Below are 18,685 nucleotides of genomic sequence, written 5' to 3'. Positions count from 1 at the left end.
ACATAAAATAAAATCAGGAAATGTAAGAATACAAAATACATATCAGTAAATGTCAGGAAATGTGAGGGAGAAGTCAGTGGTGAACTTTGACGAAATTGTAGATCGGAGAGGAATCAGCGCCCAGAAGTGGGACGACCAAGGAGGCGAATACATCCCGATGTGGGTGGCTGACATGGATTTTCGGATTCCGGGTCCGATCACTGAGGCGCTGAAAGCCAGGATTGATAAAGGAACATTTGGATTTTCCTATATCGATGATGAAATGTATCAGGTGATCAGCAGGCATTACCGGGAGCAGTATCACTGTGAAGTGGAGAGGGATTGGATTGTTTTTGTGCCCAGCGTCATGCCGGGAGCAAATCTGGCCTGCCGGATGACCGGGGGTGACATCATGCTGAACACCCCGATGTACCCCCATATCCGCCGCCTTCCGCAAGAAGCGCACACCGGTGTCCGGGAAGTGCCGCTCAAGGAGACAAACGGGTTTTATGAGATGGATTTCGAGGCGATGGAAGAGGCATGCGACGAAAACGTGACGGTCTTTGTCATGAGTAACCCCCACAACCCGGTGGGGCGCGTGTTTACCAGGGAAGAATTGGAACAGCTGGAGGAGTTCTGCCGCCGCCACCATCTGCTGATGGTCTCCGACGAAATCCACTGCGACCTGGTATTTGAAGGAGAACACATCCCGTATTTTTCACTGAGCGAAGAGGCAAAACAAAATTCCATCACGCTGACCAGCGGTTCTAAAACTTATAATATCCCTGCGATCCCCTATGCGATCGCGATCATTCCCAATCCGGAGCTCCGGAAACGGTATCAGGATATCTGTTACGGCCTGTTCTCACCGGTCAGCGTGCTGGGAGTAGAAGCTTTGAAAGCCGGATACGGCCGGTGCGAGGAGTGGAGACGGGAGCTGATCGATTATCTCAGGGCAAACAGGGACTACATGGAAGAACGGATTGCCGCCATCGACGGACTTTCCGTGGTACATAATCAGGCTACCTATCTGGCCTGGATCGACTGCCGGAAACTGGGAGTGGAGAGTCCGCAGAAGTTTTTCCTGAAAGAAGCCGGTGTGAACTTCAACGATGGAGCGGATTTCGCAGAGCCGGAATTTGTCCGGATCAATTTTGGATGTCCCAGATCTCAGCTGAAAGAGGCGCTGGACCGAGTGGAAGCAGCCGTGAAAAAAAGGAAAGAGGAGCGGTAAGATGGCGGAGGATGCGAGAGCAGTGGCGTTTGAAAACCAGAATGGCATCGGTGTGATTCGATTCCAGAACCCGCCGCTTAATATCATGACGAACCGGTACGTTCAGGAATTCCAGGAGGCGCTGGACTGGGCGGAAGGGACAAAAGATTTGAAGGTGATCGTGCTCTGCAATCAAGGAAAATGCTTTGGAGCCGGCGCGGATGTCAACGACATGAAGGCATACCTGGAAAGTCATACCTACGTGTCGGTAAAGATGCACAACGCAATCACCATCGCGGACCGTCTGGCCAATCTGCCGGTGCCGGTGATCGGCGCCATCGACGGGATGGCTCTGGGCGGCGGATTCGAGCTGGCCCTGGCCTGTGACCTCCGGGTCATTTCCGAAAACGGGAAGGTCGCCCTGACGGAAATTAACTTCGATTCCTTTCCCGGAATGGGCGGTGTCCCGCGCCTGATCGCCCTCGTTGACTATTCCCGCGCCATGAAGATGATGCTTTTTGCCGAAGAGCTGGATGCAGAAGCCGCATGCCGGGAAGGCGTCGTGAACGCTGTGGCCCATGGGGAGACAGCCTGTGAACTGGCGATGCGCTGGGCAGCGGAGCTGAATCAAAAAGCAAAGAGCGGGCTGACAGCGGTAAAAAAGATGGCCCATTGCCTTCAGAAAAAAGAACAGGATTACCTCTATCTGTTCTCCCAGAATCTTTCGCGGGAGGTTGCCGAAAGCGGAGCACTGCACCGGCAGTGCGAGGCCTTTATTAATAGGAAGAAAAAGATAGAAAAATAGCTGCGGAGCAGCACAAGAAAGCATGTAACATGAGATAAAAAGCGAATGCTTTTTAATAGAAAAAGGAGGATAACAAGATGAGGAAGAACATGAAGAAAGCTTTGGCTTTCGGCCTTTCGGCAATCATGACGGCAGCAATGTTTGCCGGCTGCGGTTCCGGCAGCGGCACGACCACAGCGGCGGCAGGGACCACAGGGGCGGAAGCCACCACAGCAGCGGCGGCAGGAACCACGGGGGCGGAAGCCACCGAAGCGGGAGGATCCGGTTCGGAGACGGATTATCCGACCAAGTATATCACGGCGGTCTGCCCGTTTGGCCCCACATCCGGCACCGACGGCATGTCCCGCACGCTGTGCACCATTGCCGAGCAGTTTTTAGGCCAGTCCATCACCGTCACCAATAAAACCGGGGCCAGCGGATCGGTCGGAAGCCTTTATGTCGCTCAGCAGCCGGCAGACGGCTATACGCTGCTGACTGGTTCGGAGTCGACTTCCATGTTCCATGCCATGGGCACGGCGGACCTGGATTATGATGACTTTATTCCGATTCTGCTGTACATGCGGGAATGCGGAATCATGATTACCTACGCCGATTCCCCTTACCAGAGCCTGCAGGATCTGATCGATGCGGCGAAAGCGGATCCCGGCAAAGTTTCCGTCGGCACCACCGGCGTGGGCGGTCTGCCGGATATCTGGTGGACGATTCTGGAATCTGAGTTTGATGTACAGTTCAACCGTGTGGCCTTTGACGGCAGCGGCGACGCCAATACAGCGCTGATGGGCAAACATATCGAAGCCTTTGTGGCCGGTACCCAGACCTCCTATCCGCTGATGCAGGACGGCTCGGTCCGCGCTCTGGCCGTGATGGACAGTGAAAACATTGAAGGCTATGAGGACGTCCCGAAGCTGAGCGAGCTGTTCCCGGAACTGGTGAAATACATGCCTTACGGCCCGTTCTTTGTAGTATCGGTGAAAGCCGGAACGGATCAGGCCATCGTGGATAAGCTGACGGATGCCTTTAAAAAGGCCTACGAAACTCCGGAATTCCAGGAGTACATCAAGACTTGTAAGGATATTCCTCTGGGCCTGACCGGAGAGGAAGCCAATGCGTTCATGAAACGCCAACAGGCGGTTGTATCCTGGATGCTGTACGACATCGGAGCTTCCGCTACCTGCCCGTCGGATTACGGCGTGGAGCGCGTGAGCGAATAAAAGGAACGGAAGAAAATTTTAGGCGGGAAGCTGCGAAGAAGCGTTGGGTCTTCCCGCCTTTTCTCCCGCAAGGCCCGGATGTTTGGCTTTGGGGGAGAAAATGGAGATTGGAACCTCGTGTGAAGTGAAAGGCTTATCTATGGAAAAGAAAACATTTAAGATCAGAGAATATTTCTTTTGTATTCTGGTGTTTGTTCTGAGCTTGATCGGTTTCCTGGTGTCGGTGGCGCTGTTCCGCGAGCACCCGGAGCCGGATTCTGCGGCGGTATTTCCCACAGTCACCACCGGTATTATGATGCTGACCAGCTTCATTGCCGTTTTGCAGGTGAGAAAAAATTGCCCGGAGCTGACGGAGGAAGAAAAGAAAGCGGATTTTGGCGGCAACAAGGTGATTGCCGCGATCAAAGAAGAAATGCCTCTGAATTCGTTTGTACTGGCGGTATCTGCGATTGCTTATGCGGTGCTGCTGAACGTGGTCGGCTTTTATGTATCCACCGCGCTGTTCATGGCGGGAACCATCACGTTTTTGCGAAGAGGGAAAAAAATCAAACAGACGTTGATCGTCACGGCGGTCAGTCTGGTTGTCATCTTCTTGGTAGTTGAGAAGATCTTTCAAATTATGCTTCCCTAGGAGGTGTTTGCAGTGGAAAATTTATTTACCTTGTTTCTTCAGCCGGAGCTGCTTTTGTATCTGGCCGGAGGTTTGTTTTTTGGAATGTATGCGGGGGCGATTCCCGGCATCTCGGTGACGATGGCAGCGTCTCTGGCGATTTCATTTAGCTTTGGATGGAGCCCGATGCCGGCCATCGCAACGATTTTGGGCGTACATATCGGCGGGGTTTACGGCGGGTCCCGCTCGGCCATCCTGCTGAATGTGCCGGGCACACCGGCTGCCATCGCCACTTCTTTTGACGGCTATCCGATGGCGAAAAAGGGAGAGGCGGGCCATGCGCTGACGGTCACGGCCGTGCAGTCGGTGGTCGGCGGCCTGATCGGCGCGCTGGTACTGGTGCTGGCCACCCCCCTCCTGATCAAGTTTGCCCTGCTGTTTGCTCCCAGAGATTATTTTATGCTGGCAATGCTCGGCATCTTTCTCCTCAGCAGCCTGACGGGCGATTCCTTTGTCAAGGGCATGTTCTGCGGCGTGCTGGGAATGTTTTTGGGCTGCGTGGGCATGGATACGATGACGGCGGTCAACCGTTTTACCTTTGGAAATGTAAATCTGATGTCCGGAATCACTTCGATCGCCATCATGATCGGTACCTTCGGCATGTCGGAATCCTTATTCCAGGTCCGGGATCTGCGGAATGTCACGGTCCGGAAGCAGAAGCTGGACCGGATGCGGCCGAGCATCAAAGAGGTCGTGAAATATTTCCCTTTGACCCTGCGCTGTTCCCTGATCGGCGCATTCGTCGGAGCTTTGCCGGGAACTGGCGGGGATATCGCTGCCATTATCTGTTATGACCATGCCAAGCGCTCGGTGAAACATCCGGAAGTCCCCTTCGGCGAAGGCGCCATCGAGGGTCTAGTGGCTCCGGAGAGCGCCAACAACGCGGCGGTGGGCGGCGCTTATGTGCCGATGTTGGCGCTGGGAATTCCGGGAGATTCGGTGGCGGCGATCATTATTTCCGCCCTGCTGATTCATGGTATCACGCCGGGGCCGACGCTGGTCAACAGCCAGCCGCAGATGTTCTATATGATCATTGCCTGTATCATTGTAGGAAATATTATTTTACTGCCGGTTGCGCTGACCGGAATCAAAGTGTTTGCCAAGATTGCGGAGACCCCGAAGGAAATTTTGCTGCCGATCATCATTGTCCTGACGGTGATTGGTTCCTACGCGGCCAATAACAACGTCTTTGACGTCTACGTGATGGTGATCGCAGGTATTCTCGGCTATTTCCTGAAACGCCATGATTTCCCTGTGGGCCCGATCATCTTAGGGTTTATCCTCAGTAATCTTTTGGAATTGAATCTCCGCCGCACCATCGCCATGTGTTACGGCAGCGTTTCCGAGTTGTTCGGCCAGATTTTCACCAGTCCGCTTTCCATCGTGCTGTTCCTCATTTTGGCGGGGATGCTCGCCATGCAGACGCCCTTAAAGCAGGTGCTGAAACGGAAAGAGAAAGCAGATTAAACGCTGGCCTAGCTTCACCAGGTTTTTATGTCCCGCGCATTCAGAAAGGAGAACGAGTATGAGAGCAAGAAAGGTTTTGGCAGCTGTATTGGCATTGACGATGGGGATAACGGTGCTTTCGGCCTGTGACAACAGCGCCGCAGGAACAACGGCGGCCCCCGCCAACAAGGAAACCTCAAAGACAGAAACCTCAGGCTCCGCCGGAAAGGCGGACCAGTATCCGGACCGTGATATCAACGGAGACATCATCTACGGCGCCGGGGGAGGCACGGACCTGATCTCGCGGGCCATGGGAGCCGCCCTGAATGAAGTCCTGGATGTCAGCGTGATCATGGACAATAAGGCCGGCGGCTCCGGCGTAGTCGGAACGGAATATGTACTGAGCCAGGAAGCAAACGGCTATGATATTTGTTTCCACTCCGAAGCCATCACCATGTTCCAGCCCATGGAACTCAGCGAGGCAAAGATCGATGATTTCTCAGAGCTTATGCTGTACGGCAGCGGCGCAGGAGTTTTGCTGGTCAGTAAGGATTCCCCTTACCAAACCATTGAAGACTTGATCGCTTACGCCAAGGAACATCCGAAGGAACTGAATATCGGTAATACCGGCGCGACCGGCTGCCCGACCATCTATTGCACGATGATGCAGAAGATCCTAGGCGTGGAATTTAACTATGTCAACTACGACGGGGACGGCGAGGCCATGACCGCCCTGATGGGAAATCAGATAGATCTGTTTATCCCGGTGAACTTCACGGCGCAGCCTTATGTAGAATCCGGAGACCTTCGTCCTCTTCTGGTCTTCCATGACGAGAAGGTCAATGGTTTTGAGGACGTAAAGCTGGCCACGGGGCTGGACGCCCAGTTTCAAGACTACCTTCCTTACGGACCGTTCTTCGGCGCGGCAGTCAGCGCAAAAACGGATCCGGAAATCGTGAAATTCCTGATGGAAAAGTTTACGGCGGCTTATGATACCGACAGTTTCCAGAATTATCTGACCAGCGCCAATATTATTCCGACCAAGTATGTGGGGGAGGAGGCGGCAGCCTACATGAAGGACGCCCAGGCAAAAGTCTGGACGCTGCTCTACGAGGCGGGAACCACTTCTCTGAATCCGGCGGATTACGGTGTGATGATGGAATGAGATTCAGGAAAGCGGCGGAAAGCGTAAGCTCTCCGTTTCGCTTCCTTCTTCCGGTCCGATGAGGGGCCGGAGTTGGGAAAGGAGGTACGATGGAAGAAAAGAGCAGAGAGGAAAGAACCTTGTTTTACAGGGAACTGACCCTGTGGCTGGTACTGGCGGCGTTCAGTATCTGGGCGTTTGGAAACTCGATTCTTATTTGGAAGTCAAAGAAATTTGCAGTCAGCTCCTGCGGAACCTTCCCCGTGGTATTATCCGGGCTGATGCTGATTTTTTCCTTTGCCATCGGAGTTTCGCTGTTTCGCCGGAGGAAAAAAGAGGAAAAGACCGAAACCAAGGGATTTTTCCGGGGGATTTTGGAAGGCTTTCAGGAAGAAATGCCCGGCCACGTCGGAATATCCCTGCTGATCGCAGTTGGCTATGTGGCGGTCATTCATCCGGTCGGCTATGTTCCCGCCACTTTGCTGTTTTTGGTGGGAGAAATGCTGTATCTGGATCAGAAAAAACATAAATTCTGGATGCTGATCCTGACAGCGGCGGGGATCACGCTGGCGTTTTATTTGATTTTTGTCAAATTATTCCGGGTACGGCTTCCGTAGGAAAGGGGAAAGGATGGATTATAGTGCGATATTTACGGTCATTACAGACCCCAAGCTGGTTGCGCTGCTGTTCCTCGGCGTGCTGGGGGGCATGTACATCGGGGCAATCCCAGGGCTTTCCGGCACGATGGCAGCCTCCCTTTTGATCTCGTTTACTTACAGCTGGGATGTTCTGCCTGCCTTGGCCGTCATGGTCGGCGTCCATGTCGGGGCCGTCTACGGCGGTTCCCGTTCCGCGATTTTGCTGAACATTCCGGGAGCCCCGGCCGCTATTGCAACGGCCATGGAAGGGTACCCGCTGGCAAAGAAAGGCCAGGCGGCAAAAGCCATCGGCATCACGGTGATGCAGTCGGTGCTGGGCGGGCTGATCGGCTGTCTGATTCTGCTTCTAGCCACCGAGCATGTGGCGAAATTTGCCTTGCAGTTTGCGGCCAGAGATTACGTGCTCCTCGGCATGATGGGCCTGGTGCTGATCGCAAGCCTGGGAGGGAACTCGTTCCTGAAAAGCCTCCTGTGCGGCGCTCTGGGGCTTTTTATCGGCTGCATCGGACTGGACGCCGTGGACGGAGTAAAGCGTTTTACGTTCGGGATTCCGTATCTGTACGGCGGCATCAACTATGTGGCGATCATGATTGGGGTCTTTGGTTTTGCGGAGGCTCTGTCCCAGATCCGGGATATTCATCTGAACATCGAGATGAAGCAGGATGTGGGGAAGGTGCGGCCGGATTTTAAAGAGGTTCTCCACTATTTTCCTCTGGCGCTCCGGTGCAGCCTTCTGGGAACTTTTGTCGGTGCTCTGCCGGGGACCGGCGGGGATATCGCGGCGCTGATGGCCTATGACCATGCGAAGCGGAGCACCAAGAACCCGAAAGTACCTTTCGGGGAGGGGGCGATCGAAGGGTTGGTGGCTCCGGAGTCCGCCAATAACGCAGCGGTCGGCGGCGCGTATATTCCGGTGCTGGCGTTTGGCATCCCCGGCGACGGTTACTGCGCCATTGTCATCGGCGCGCTGGGAATCCACGGTCTGAATCCCGGCCCGGCTTTGATGATGAATCAGCCGGAGGTCGTGGGAATTATTGCTGGCGGGCTGCTTCTGGCCAATATTTTCCTGCTCCCCATCGGTTTTTCCGGTATCCGCGTATTTGCCAAGATCGTGGAGATTCCCAGGGGAATTTTGATGCCGATCGTGATGGCTCTCTGCGTCATCGGCTCCTATGCGCTGAATGGGAACATTATCGATGTCTGTGTGATGCTCTTCTTTGGATTTCTGGGATATTTCATGAAACGCCATGATTATCCGGTGGGATCCATGGTTTTGGGTGTGATTTTGTGCTCTCTGATCGAGCGGAATATGCGCCGGGACTGGAACCTGACCCATGATTCTCTCTGGGCCTCCTTTACCGGAATTTTTTCCAGCCCGATCTCCATCGTATTATTTGCGGTGGTGGTAGCCATGGTGATCGGCCAGACGCCTTTTTGGAGAAACCGGAAGAAGAGAAAAGAAAAAGCAAAGTAAGGCGGCGTGTTTCACGCCGAGCCTTTCCTCCTTGAAAAAGCAGGCTGCCAATTCTTTCGGCAGCCTGCTTTTCGTGTCATGTCTGTTCCGTTTTAGAAATCGATCCTGCGTCCTTCTTCCGCGGACTGGTAAGCCGCATAGAGCACCTTGACCGTCTCATAGGCCAGGTCGAAGCCGGAGGAGGGTTCCCGGTCCCAGGCGATGGTTTCCATGAAATCCTGGAGTTCGCCGGTATAACCGCGGATGACCTCATCGGAGACGAAGGCATGGTTCCAGCCAAGCTTGGACGGGAGCATCTCCGCCAGGTCAAACTCTTCGATTCCCTGCTCGTCCAGGAAATACGTTTCCAGCAGGTTGGTCGGCGTGATGTTGCAGGTCATGGCGCTGTCGTTGGAATAGATTTCAATGTAGTTCTTGGTGCCACCCAGGACAACGTCGGAGGCAATGATCAGCGCTTTGGTGCCGTCGGAGTAGGTGATGGAGATGGTTCCGACATCCTCCACATCCTCCGGATGGGCGACGATGTGCCGGTGTTCCTCCTCGGTCAGGCAGCCGGTCGCTTTGCCGACGTCGGCTGTGATGCTGCGGATTGTGATCTCCTCGCCGCGGGCCTGGGCTTCCTGCTGTTTCAGCCAGAGGATTCCAGTCAAAGGATGACAGCCGACGCGGGTCAGGGAGCCGCCTCCGGTGCCGTTCCACTTACCGGCCAGCGGGGAGGTGGAGCCTTTGACGCTTTCTTCCCCCTTCAAAAACAGGATTTTGCTCTTTTTTGCTCTCAGGATTTCTGCCGCCTTTTGAACCGGGGTGGCGTAGACATAGTTTTCTGCATAGAGGAATTTCCGGTCCGTGGAGGCGATCACCTGTTTCAGTTCCTCCATGGATTTTAAGACTTCCTGATACATTTTACTCTTGGGAACCTTCAACCCGATGTTCGCCTCGCCTTTTTCTCCAAAATAGCCGGTCAGAGGTTTTTCACAGATTACATGCTTTCCTGCCTTCAGGGCGTCTGCCGCGATATCCGGATGCAGGACCGGCGGGGTGACGATATCAATGACATCGATTTCCGGGTCATTCAGCATTTCGTGGTAGTCGGTGCAGATCGTTTCAAAGCCGTAGCGATCCCGGACCGCCTCCGCTCTGACGGGATCAATATCACAGATCGTTTTCAGGCGGACCTGAATGCGGCTGATTTTTTCGTAGCCGTTGCCGTGCAGGTGGGCGGCGTATCCGCTTCCTACCATGCCGACGCAGATGGTTGTTTTCTCCATTTCCATACTGCTCCTTTCCTTTGGTTTTCTGTTTTCAGTGTACCGGGATCCGGGCCGATCGTCCAATATCTCTTCCGCACGGCGCTTCCGCGGAAATTTATATAAATAAAAGCAGATAGTAATATCTGCCTAAATGTATATATTTTCGGAGACAAGGAGCTGGGTTGATAGATATTGGACGAGGAGAAATGAAAAATTTATAATAAATATATCCTGATAAAGGAATTAAAAATAAGCTGACAGGCAGGAGGAAGAGCGATGAGACTGGAAAGTAAAATTCAGTGGAATGTAAAAGGAAAAATATTTGGAGGTCCGAAACTGATGGAGTGTATCCCGGTGATCTCCAGAAACCGGGAAGAACTTTTGCGGGATGTAGAAGAAATTTCTTCTCACCATCCGGATGTGATTGAGTGGAGAATCGACTATTATGACCAGCTGGATAACCAGCAGCACATCAGGGAATCCTTGGAAGCGATCCAGCCGATGGTGAGGGAAATTCCGATTTTGCTTACATTCCGCCATGTGTCTGAGGGCGGTGTCAACAAGGAGGCAAGCCAGGAAACCCGGCTTTCCGTCATCCGGACGGCCTGTGAGGCGGGGCTGGTAGAGATGGTGGATGTGGAAAAAGCCAATGAACCGGAATTTCTGGAAGCCGTCAAGGCGGTGGTGAAAAAACACGGAGTCAAACTGGTGCTCTCCAACCACGATTTTCAGAAAACCCCGGCGGAGGAGGAGATCGTCGCCAGCATCAAGGCCTGTGAGAAAATGGGAGCAGACGTGGCCAAAATCGCAGTGATGCCCCGGACATTTACCGATGTTCTGACCTTGGCAAAGGCGACCTACCGGGCGCGCACCCAGGAAGTGGATATTCCTTTAATTACCGTTTCCATGGGCGAGATGGGAAGCCTGACACGGGTTCTGGGCGGGGAGTTCGGATCGGATCTGTCCTTCCTGTGTTCCAGCGGAGCCTCCGGCCCCGGACAGATCGATATTGAGGAGTTCCGGGAGATGACCCGGATGCTGAACAGATAAGACGCGCCGTCGCTTAGAGGATGCGGTATCAGGCTACAGGAGAGCTGCGGACCGGCCGGAGTCCGGCGGGTCCGCAGCTCTTTTCAGGAGGGGAGAACGGTTGGATCTACAGCAGCTGATTTATTTTAAACGGGCCGCGGAATTGGGCAATATTTCAGCGGCCGCGAGAGAGTTCCGGGTGGTTCAGTCGGCGGTCAGCACCCAGATTAAAAATCTGGAATATGAGCTGGGGGCCGAGTTTTTTGAACGGACCCACAACCGGCTGGTCCTCAACGACAACGGCAGAATTTTATACCGCCATGCCAGCGAGATCCTTGGTCTGGTCAAGGATGCGGGGAAAGAACTGGCGGATATCGCGGGAAAACAACAGAAAGAGCTGACTTTATCGGTGGAGACCGTGCCATTGCTGCTCCCGGACATCATACAGGGGTTCTGCCGGAGCTATCCGGACATAAAAATACGCCTGCTCCAATATCAAAAAGATTTTGAGATGGAAAATCTGGAATATGATTTGATGCTGAATTTTTCTCCGGAGGCACGGAAGGAGGAAAACTCCATCCTGATTTATGAGGAAGAAATCCTGCTGGCCGTGCCATTTTCCCATCCGCTCTCCGGGCGGGACAGCGTCCGTCTGGAGGAACTGTCGGGGGAGGCTTTCATCGAACGCTCTTCCTTGTCGGAGCTTCGTGTGATGACGGAAGCGTATTTCCGGCTGTTCCGGCCGCAAGTGGTTGCGGTCTGCGATTATCCCCCGATGCTGAACGCTCTGATCTCCTCCGGAGTCGGGATGGCGTTTTTGCCCAGGCTGTCGGCGGCCGGGGACGGAGAGGCCGAATTTGCACTGGTGCGGGTCGCTGATTTTTCCCTGAAACGCTGGATCTATATGAAATGGAGAAAGAACTCCTATCTGTCCGAGCCGATGCAGTGTTTCTTGAATTATGCGGAAGCATTTTTCGGGAAGTATTCTTGACCGTCTGGGAGGAATGCCATGGATTTATCACAGTTAAGCCAATTCCGCAAAGTGGCGGAGCTGGAACATATCACGAAAGCGTCTCTGGAGCTTCGGATCGCCCAGCCGGCCTTGAGCAAAACCATCCGCAACATGGAAAACGAACTGGAGACTACGCTGTTTGACAGGGAAAAGAAGGCGATCCGCCTCAATGACCGGGGAAGGGCGCTTTATCGCTATGCCCAGGAAATTGAAGCCTGCTGTCAGAATTTGAAGGGAGAATTGGCTGAGAATGCAGGGCGGAAAGAACGGGAGATTTCTCTTTTTTTTAAAGCGCCGGCCCTTTTTCTGGCCCCAATTTTGAAGGATTTTTCCAGCAAACACCCGGAAATCCGATTTTCCCTGGTTTTTGCCGGAAAGGGGATTCCGGAGGAGGAAGACCGGTATGACTTTATTCTGGATTCCTTCCTGGGAAATCCGGAGACGGATCATGAAATTTGCCTAAGACGGGAGGAAATGTTTCTGGCGGTCCCGGAAGATCATCGTCTGGCGGGGCGGAGCGCAGTGGATCTGAGGGAGGCGGCGGAGGATAAATTTATCTGCTTTCCGGAGGAGTCGGATCCATATCGGATTTTCCGTTCCTACTGCGGCCAGTCCGGATTCGAGCCGAACAGGATTCTGGAGTGCGACGACTATTTTACCATGGGCCGGCTGATCGAGAGCGGAATCGGGATCGCCCTGGTGCCGGGCGGGATCTGGAGCGGCCCGAACCGAAAACATCTGTGCAAGATCCGGATTTCGTCCCCGCCTTGCCGGAACTCCCTGAGACTCCGGTGGCAGCCCGGCAAAAAGCAACGAGAAGCCTGCCGGATGTTCCGGGAGTTTATCGAGGCGCTTAAGATATCCTGCCGGGATTCATAACCGGAAGGAAAAGGCAGCGTCCTCAAAAGATTATAATGATTGGGTGAACGCGCGGTGAAAGATGGGTATTGGACGGCCCGGCGGAGGCGGAACTATAATGAAACAAAATCGTGAAAGGGAGTAAGTCAACGTGGATAAAAAGAAGGAACGCAGGGGAAGCCGGATTAAACAGGGAACCAAAGTCCCGGTTTTGACCGCAGAAGAAGCGGTGGCATTGATTCGGGATGGGGATGTCGTCTGTTTTGGAGGGACCGGAGGCGGGATCGCGGAACCGACGGAGCTGATCGAGGCATTGGCGAAGAGATACCAGGACGCCAAAGAGCCGAAGAATCTGATTTTTTACCACACCACCGGCCTGGGAGACCGGAAGGAGAAAGGCATGTCGCCGCTGGCGCAGCCCGGATTGGTAAAGCGGGCCATCGGTGCTCACTGGGATCAGTCTCCCCGTCTGGCGCAGATGGCGGCCCGCAATGAAATCGAGGCTTATAATTTCCCCATGGGGATCATGTCCCAGCTTTACCGGGCGGCCGCGGCCGGACAGCCGGGCCTGTTCAGCAAGACCGGTTTAGGGACCTTCATCGACCCCAGGCAGCAGGGCGGACGCCTTAATGAGATAACCAAGGAAGAACTGGTGGAGCTGAAAGAAGTCGGCGGCGAAGAGTATCTGTTTTACCCCTCGGTATTTCCGGATGTGGCCCTGATCCGCGGGACCACCGCGGACACGGAGGGGTACCTCAGCATGGAAGACGAGGTGGCTTACATCGACAATCTGGCCCAGGCCATGGCGGTCCACAATAACGGCGGCCTGGTCATTGCCCAGGTGCAGCGGGTGGTGAAGAACCGTTCCCTGCATCCGAAGAGCATCCATGTGCCGGGCTACCTGATCGACGCTTTGGTCGTGGTTCCGGACCAGCCCCAACTGTACGGAGCGCCGGTGAACCGTTTTATGTCCGGGGATTATGTGCTGGAGGAAGGCGATGGGCAGGAAATGGCGCTGACCGAAAGGAAAGTAATTGCGCGCCGGGCCCTGATGGAGGCCAAGCCGGGCGACGTGGGAAATATCGGCGTGGGGATTGCGGACGGCATCGGCGTGATTGCCAGAGAAGAAGGCGTAGAGCAGGAATTTACGCTGACCGTGGAGACCGGGCCCATCGGCGGCGTTTCGGCCCAGGGAATCTTCTTCGGAGCCAGCGTGAACCTCCATGCGCTGATGGACATGCCGGCCATGTTTGATTTTTATGACGGCGGCGGACTGGATGTCTGCTTCTTAAGCTTTGCCGAGGTGGACGAAAAAGGAAACGTCAATGTCCACAAGTTCGGCGGAAAGATCATCGGTATCGGCGGCTTCGTCAATATCTCCCAGAATACCAAAAAGGTGGTTTTCTGTGGGACGCTGAAGGCCAAGGGGCTGCGGGTCAAAATCGAGGACGAATCGGTGAAAATCGAGCAGGAAGGCGGAATCCGGAAATTCGTGCGGCAGGTTCCGGAGATTACCTTTAACGGCCGGGAGGCCTACCTAAGAGGCCAGGAAGTGCTGTATCTGACGGAGCGCGCGGTGTTCCGCCAGGGAGAAAAGGGACTGATTCTGACGGAGATCGCCCCCGGCGTGGATTTACAGCGGGATATTTTGGATCAGATGGACTTTGCGCCGGAGATCGCTGCTGATCTCAAGGTGATGGATCCACGGCTGTTTTGTCAGGGACAGATGGGAATCCGGGAAGAATTTTGCCGGAAATAACAGGAGGTGAAACATGGAAGAGGAGAAGAGAAACGTAAAGATGGAGCGGGAAGGCGATGTGGGAGTGATTCATTTCGACGCGCCGCCGTTAAATTTGATCAATAAAAAGTTTAAGGATGAACTGGACGAGGCCATCGCGTGGGCGGAAGCGGAACCGTCATTAAAAGTTTTGATCATCCGGAACAGCGGCAAGTATTTCGGAGCCGGCGGGGACGTCAATGAGATGAAGGAAGAAGACTACCACGTGGACAAGCTGGATGGCATGATCCAGCGGATCAGCCGCCTTCCGATGCCGACGATTGCGGCCATGGACGGCGGCGCGTTCGGCGGCAGCTTTGAGATTGCCCTGGCCTGCGATATGCGGATCGCGTCCCACGGCAGCATCCTGGGATTGACGGAAGTAAACTTCGGCTCTTTTCCCGGCGTCGGCGGTACGCCCCGGATTATTCAGCTGATGGGCCGCGCCAAAGCCATGGAGGCGATGCTGATGGCCTACCGCTGGCCCGCGGAGGAATGGATGCGCTATGGGGTGATCAACGCGGTTCCGGATCTGGGGACCGCCTATGAGCTGGCCCTCCGTTGGGCCGAGGCCATCTGCCAGAAACCGGCCAGCGGCCCGCGGGCCGTGAAAGAGGCGGTGTCCTGCTTCTCGGAGCCGGATTACGAGGCATTTCTTCCGCACCAGCGCCGGATCATGGAATCGCTGGCAGGCCAGAGCGATATTATGGAGAGCTCAAAGGCGTTTTTAAAAAAATGATTCGGTATGCCGGAAAAATCCGGGCGAGCTTTCCCGCCCGGATTTTTGGCTCCTGAATTTAGGGGCGCCCGAAGGGGCGGAGAATATCTTCCGGGTGATTGGCGAAGTCCGAAATGAATTCCAGAAAGCGTTGACAGCTCTTGGAGAGGCTGTGCTTCGTGTTCCAGGACAGGAAAACGATATTTTGGCAGGCGGGCTCTTTGACCTTGACGAAGGCAATGCCCGGCATGTTCTGAAAACCCCAGCTGATACTGGGCACCAGGGCGATTCCCATTTCCGCCTCGATCATGCCGAGGATGGTGAAATGGTCGCTGCTTTCCAGCACGATATGAGGTTGAAAGCCGGCTTCCCGGCAGCACTGCAAAAATTCATGATGAAGCGAGTACTGAGAGGGGAGACTGATAAAGTTCTCCCCTTTTGCTTCGGCCAGGGAAACCGTGCGGCCCGCCAGAGGATGCTGGGACGGAACCGCCAGCACCATTTCTTCTTGAAAAAAATTCATCGCATTGCTGTCTTGGGACGGCCGGGTCGAGGAATTGACGATGAAATCATATTGAAGCTTCGTCTCGTCCACGGAGCTGTTGTAAGTCAGCATTCGGAAACTGATGTCCGGGTATTCCCTTGAAAAAGCCTGGATCAGCTTGGGAAGCAGGATCGGGGTGGCCTTTAACAGCAAGGTGATCTGCTTATTCTCTTTTTCCTGATTTTGTTCCAGATCCCTCCGGATCTGAGCCAGGCAATTCTCCACCTCGCCTGCACAGCGCAGAAGAATGCGTCCGTTTCCGTTCAGGCGGATCCGTTTCTTTTCCCGGTCGAACAAGGGGGCCCCCAGTTCTTCTTCCAGCGTCTTGATTGTTTTACTCAAAGCCGGCTGGGCCAGCATCAGTTCATTGGCTGCTTTCGTGATGTGTTCCAGCTCAGCCGCCTTCTTAAAATATTCTAATTGCTGCAGTTCCATGGCGCATCCTTTCTTCGGCTACTCCGGCAGTTCGAGGTTTTGGAAGTAATCCGTGATGTGGCGGATAAAGATTTCCGCCGCGCGGGACAGATAACCGGCGGTTCTCCACTGAATATTGATATAGCGGAACATTTCTACATCCTGGATCCTTAGGAACCGGATGTTTTTTTCTCTTGCGTACAGCCAGGTCAGCTGGGGCAATAGCGCTACGCCCATATTTGATGCCACCAGCTCGTTGATGAAAGGCGGATAATCGCTGATCAAGGCGGTTTCCGGCTGGATCCCCAATGCGTTCAGATACTTGTCCGTCAGGCGGCGGAAGTCCGAGAGATAGGACCGGCGGATAAATTTTTCTTCCGCCATCTGCTTTGCGGTGACCCCTATCTGCCGGGCCAGCGGATTTTGTTCGGAGACGGCCAGGCCGATCCGTTCCTCATAGATGGTTCGGGAATGCGGAGCCAGCGTTCTCGCGTCGCTGGAATAGAGAAGGAGATCGCAGTCGGTGTCGTCGATATTGATGTATTTTTGAAACTGAACGATCCGGAGCTTGATGTCCGGATAACATTTTTTGAAATCCTGGATGATATGGGGGATCAGCTTTGGGAGAGTCGCGGTGGCGATGATCAGCTCATAATCTAGTTTTTCACTGTTGTCGGATATTTCTTTTTTGGAATCGTCGATCAGGCGAAGAAGTGTCTTGGCATGCCGGTAAAGGATTTTTCCGTTTTCATTCAACGTGATGCAGTTTCCGTTTCGATAAAAGAGAGAGACCCCCAGCTCTTGCTCCAGCGCTTTGATATGATTGCTGACAGCAGAGGAGACGACGTGAAATTCTGCGGCTGCTTTGCTGATATTATTCCGTTCGGCGACCCGGATAAAATATTTTAGGTGAAGTAATTCCATGGTGGTTTCTCCTGCTGTATTGGGAAGCGGCTCATCAATCGGCGTCGGGGTTCTGTGGAAAGAAATGGATCGGGATAAAATCTATCCCTTTTCTTAGCATTATAGAGGAAAGCCTTCTTTTTGTCATGTGAATCCCTGAATTGGAAATGAAAATTAATAAATTATTAAGAGAACGATATTGGATTCCAGATGGAAGATTAACGAAAAATATATAAGAGATGAATGAAGATAAATGACAGATATGTGTATTAGACAAAAAACAGAGAAAAACCTATAATGAATCCAGAAAGCGGAAGCCTTTCACGAAATCAATTTCTTCTCCGCCAAAGAGCGGAGAGGAGAAACGAAAAAGGAGGAGGAACATATGAAAAGAAGAAAATGGGCGGCACTGCTGGCGGCGGCCGCACTGACGATGGGACTGCTTTCCGGCTGCGGGTCCATCGGAAAGGATCCGGATAAGACCACGGCGGAGAATCCGGAGACCACAAAGGCCGAGACTGTGACGGCCGCAGGCGGCGGGACGGAGAAAACGGAGCAGGGCGGTTATCCAAAACAGGATATCACGGCGGTGGTTCCCTTTGGCAATACGTCCGGCACCGATGGGATGTGGAGGCCGTTTCTCTCCATCGCCCAGGAGAAGCTGGGAGTTTCCATCGTGGTAGAGAACCAGTCCGGAGCCAGCGGTTCGGTCGGCACCCAGTATTTCATGAATAAACCGGCGGACGGCTACACGATTTTGACCGGATCCGAGAGCGTCACCATGTTCCACTGTATGAACCTGATCGATGTGGATTATGACGACATGATCCCGCTCTGCCTGGTGGCCCGTGACTGCGGCGTCCTCAGCACCTATCCGGGTTCCCCTTATGCGGAAATGGGATTCCAGGAATTGATCGACTATATCCTGGCCCATCCCGGCGAAGTGACCGTGGGAACCACCGGAGTCGGAACCATGCCCTATGTCTGGTGGGCGCTCCTAAAGCAGCAGTACGGAATCGACGTGACCCAGGTCAGTTTTGACGGAAGCGGCGACGGAAACACGGCTCTGATGGGCAAGCACATCGATCTGTTTATCAATGGGCTGACCACATCCAGGCCTCTGGTGGAGGCAGGATCCATCGTACCTCTTTGCGTGTTTGACAAAGAGCGGGTGGAAGGATACGACTGTGAAGCCATCACCGAGGCTCAGCCGGAATTTGAAAAGTATCTGCCTTACGGTTCTTTCTTTGTGGCCGAGGTCAAAGCGGACACCCCTCCGGAAATCGTGGAGAAGCTGAAGACCGTTTTCATGGAGACTTACAACAGCAAGGAATATCAGGATTTTCTGGATCAAAAGGGAAATATCAAGATGGGGCTGACCGGTGACGAGGCCAATGCGTTCATGAAACACCAGCAGGCGGTGATTTCCTGGCTGCTCTATGATTTGGGAGAGTCGGAAGTGGAGCCAAGCTCCTATGGGGTGGACCGGCCGGAGTAACGCAATCGGGCGCTGCGGGGGACTTGCCTTCTGACGAAGCCTACCTTTGGCGCCCGTTCTCTTTGACAAGGAGAGGATAAA

General features: G+C 53.9%; 17 protein-coding genes. 14 read left to right on the top strand and 3 right to left on the bottom strand.

The genetic code is table 11. The annotated features are described in order from the left end of the window. The first annotated feature begins 79 nt into the window (after positions 1 to 79). From MUB23_RS16760 to MUB23_RS16725, 8 genes are all read left to right on the top strand, one after another. Positions 80 to 1,213, top strand: a complete 1,134-nt coding sequence (locus MUB23_RS16760; RefSeq protein WP_244801898.1) for a MalY/PatB family protein — start codon at positions 80 to 82, stop codon at positions 1,211 to 1,213. Between the two features lies 1 nt (position 1,214). Then, a complete protein-coding gene (locus MUB23_RS16755; protein WP_244801897.1) occupies positions 1,215 to 1,997 on the top strand; it encodes an enoyl-CoA hydratase/isomerase family protein in 783 nt (260 codons plus the stop codon). A 77-nt stretch (positions 1,998 to 2,074) separates the two neighbouring features. After that, a complete protein-coding gene (locus MUB23_RS16750; RefSeq protein WP_244801896.1) occupies positions 2,075 to 3,208 on the top strand; it encodes a tripartite tricarboxylate transporter substrate binding protein in 1,134 nt (377 codons plus the stop codon). A 139-nt stretch (positions 3,209 to 3,347) separates the two neighbouring features. After that, positions 3,348 to 3,839, top strand: coding sequence for a tripartite tricarboxylate transporter TctB family protein (locus MUB23_RS16745; protein ID WP_244801895.1), 492 nt, complete (start codon positions 3,348 to 3,350; stop codon positions 3,837 to 3,839). 12 nt (positions 3,840 to 3,851) lie between these two features. Next, entirely contained in the window at positions 3,852 to 5,345 is a 1,494-nt protein-coding gene (locus MUB23_RS16740; protein ID WP_244801894.1) for a tripartite tricarboxylate transporter permease, read from the top strand. Between the two features lie 58 nt (positions 5,346 to 5,403). Further along, a complete protein-coding gene (locus tag MUB23_RS16735; protein WP_244801893.1) occupies positions 5,404 to 6,489 on the top strand; it encodes a Bug family tripartite tricarboxylate transporter substrate binding protein in 1,086 nt (361 codons plus the stop codon). An 89-nt stretch (positions 6,490 to 6,578) separates the two neighbouring features. Beyond that, on the top strand, positions 6,579 to 7,085 hold the full coding sequence (locus MUB23_RS16730) for a tripartite tricarboxylate transporter TctB family protein (protein ID WP_244801892.1): 507 nt from the start codon (positions 6,579 to 6,581) through the stop codon (positions 7,083 to 7,085). Between the two features lie 13 nt (positions 7,086 to 7,098). Next, complete coding sequence (locus MUB23_RS16725) at positions 7,099 to 8,601, top strand: tripartite tricarboxylate transporter permease (RefSeq protein ID WP_244801891.1); 1,503 nt, start codon at positions 7,099 to 7,101, stop codon at positions 8,599 to 8,601. Between the two features lie 92 nt (positions 8,602 to 8,693). Here the strand turns inward: MUB23_RS16725 and MUB23_RS16720 are convergent, their stop codons facing one another. After that, on the bottom strand, positions 8,694 to 9,875 hold the full coding sequence (locus MUB23_RS16720) for a Gfo/Idh/MocA family protein (protein WP_244801890.1): 1,182 nt from the start codon (positions 9,873 to 9,875) through the stop codon (positions 8,694 to 8,696). A gap of 252 nt (positions 9,876 to 10,127) precedes the next feature. On the opposite strand from MUB23_RS16720, the gene aroD reads away from it, so the two are divergent. The 5 genes from aroD to MUB23_RS16695 all read left to right on the top strand — a co-directional run bounded on the left by aroD (position 10,128) and on the right by MUB23_RS16695 (position 15,266). Then, entirely contained in the window at positions 10,128 to 10,901 is a 774-nt protein-coding gene (gene aroD / locus MUB23_RS16715; RefSeq protein WP_244801889.1) for a type I 3-dehydroquinate dehydratase, read from the top strand. 100 nt (positions 10,902 to 11,001) lie between these two features. Then, on the top strand, positions 11,002 to 11,871 hold the full coding sequence (locus MUB23_RS16710; protein WP_244801888.1) for a LysR family transcriptional regulator: 870 nt from the start codon (positions 11,002 to 11,004) through the stop codon (positions 11,869 to 11,871). A gap of 18 nt (positions 11,872 to 11,889) precedes the next feature. Further along, on the top strand, positions 11,890 to 12,771 hold the full coding sequence (locus tag MUB23_RS16705; RefSeq protein ID WP_244801887.1) for a LysR family transcriptional regulator: 882 nt from the start codon (positions 11,890 to 11,892) through the stop codon (positions 12,769 to 12,771). A gap of 130 nt (positions 12,772 to 12,901) precedes the next feature. After that, on the top strand, positions 12,902 to 14,509 hold the full coding sequence (locus MUB23_RS16700) for an acyl CoA:acetate/3-ketoacid CoA transferase (RefSeq protein ID WP_244801886.1): 1,608 nt from the start codon (positions 12,902 to 12,904) through the stop codon (positions 14,507 to 14,509). A gap of 13 nt (positions 14,510 to 14,522) precedes the next feature. Next, a complete protein-coding gene (locus tag MUB23_RS16695) occupies positions 14,523 to 15,266 on the top strand; it encodes an enoyl-CoA hydratase/isomerase family protein (protein WP_244801885.1) in 744 nt (247 codons plus the stop codon). A gap of 58 nt (positions 15,267 to 15,324) precedes the next feature. Here MUB23_RS16695 and MUB23_RS16690 read toward each other — a convergent pair whose 3' ends face one another. Together MUB23_RS16690 and MUB23_RS16685 are read right to left on the bottom strand one after the other, a co-directional pair. Further along, positions 15,325 to 16,224, bottom strand: a complete 900-nt coding sequence (locus MUB23_RS16690; RefSeq protein ID WP_244801884.1) for a LysR family transcriptional regulator — start codon at positions 16,222 to 16,224, stop codon at positions 15,325 to 15,327. Between the two features lie 18 nt (positions 16,225 to 16,242). Then, entirely contained in the window at positions 16,243 to 17,127 is an 885-nt protein-coding gene (locus MUB23_RS16685) for a LysR family transcriptional regulator (protein ID WP_244801883.1), read from the bottom strand. A gap of 364 nt (positions 17,128 to 17,491) precedes the next feature. Between MUB23_RS16685 and MUB23_RS16680 the strand changes: the two genes are divergently transcribed. Beyond that, positions 17,492 to 18,604: a Bug family tripartite tricarboxylate transporter substrate binding protein gene (locus MUB23_RS16680; RefSeq protein ID WP_244801882.1), complete on the top strand. Its 1,113-nt coding sequence runs from the start codon at positions 17,492 to 17,494 to the stop codon at positions 18,602 to 18,604. Positions 18,605 to 18,685 lie beyond the last annotated feature (81 nt).

It is taken from the genome of Cuneatibacter sp. NSJ-177, assembly GCF_022867805.1.
Lineage (GTDB): Bacteria > Bacillota > Clostridia > Lachnospirales > Lachnospiraceae > Pseudolachnospira.
Note: the sequence above shows the minus strand (reverse complement) of the source record. Positions and strands in the feature narration are given on the sequence as shown.

Bases quoted from the DNA above. Each gene is read 5' to 3' on its own strand.
- MUB23_RS16690 (WP_244801884.1), bottom strand. From the start codon at position 16,224: ATGGAACTGCAGCAATTAGAATATTTTAAGAAGGCGGCTGAGCTGGAA.
- MUB23_RS16695 (WP_244801885.1), top strand. From the start codon at position 14,523: ATGGAAGAGGAGAAGAGAAACGTAAAGATGGAGCGGGAAGGCGATGTG.
- MUB23_RS16745 (WP_244801895.1), top strand. From the start codon at position 3,348: ATGGAAAAGAAAACATTTAAGATCAGAGAATATTTCTTTTGTATTCTG.
- aroD (WP_244801889.1), top strand. From the start codon at position 10,128: ATGAGACTGGAAAGTAAAATTCAGTGGAATGTAAAAGGAAAAATATTT.
- MUB23_RS16720 (WP_244801890.1), bottom strand. From the start codon at position 9,875: ATGGAAATGGAGAAAACAACCATCTGCGTCGGCATGGTAGGAAGCGGA.
- MUB23_RS16680 (WP_244801882.1), top strand. From the start codon at position 17,492: ATGAAAAGAAGAAAATGGGCGGCACTGCTGGCGGCGGCCGCACTGACG.
- MUB23_RS16735 (WP_244801893.1), top strand. From the start codon at position 5,404: ATGAGAGCAAGAAAGGTTTTGGCAGCTGTATTGGCATTGACGATGGGG.
- MUB23_RS16685 (WP_244801883.1), bottom strand. From the start codon at position 17,127: ATGGAATTACTTCACCTAAAATATTTTATCCGGGTCGCCGAACGGAAT.
- MUB23_RS16755 (WP_244801897.1), top strand. From the start codon at position 1,215: ATGGCGGAGGATGCGAGAGCAGTGGCGTTTGAAAACCAGAATGGCATC.
- MUB23_RS16730 (WP_244801892.1), top strand. From the start codon at position 6,579: ATGGAAGAAAAGAGCAGAGAGGAAAGAACCTTGTTTTACAGGGAACTG.
- MUB23_RS16725 (WP_244801891.1), top strand. From the start codon at position 7,099: ATGGATTATAGTGCGATATTTACGGTCATTACAGACCCCAAGCTGGTT.
- MUB23_RS16750 (WP_244801896.1), top strand. From the start codon at position 2,075: ATGAGGAAGAACATGAAGAAAGCTTTGGCTTTCGGCCTTTCGGCAATC.
- MUB23_RS16705 (WP_244801887.1), top strand. From the start codon at position 11,890: ATGGATTTATCACAGTTAAGCCAATTCCGCAAAGTGGCGGAGCTGGAA.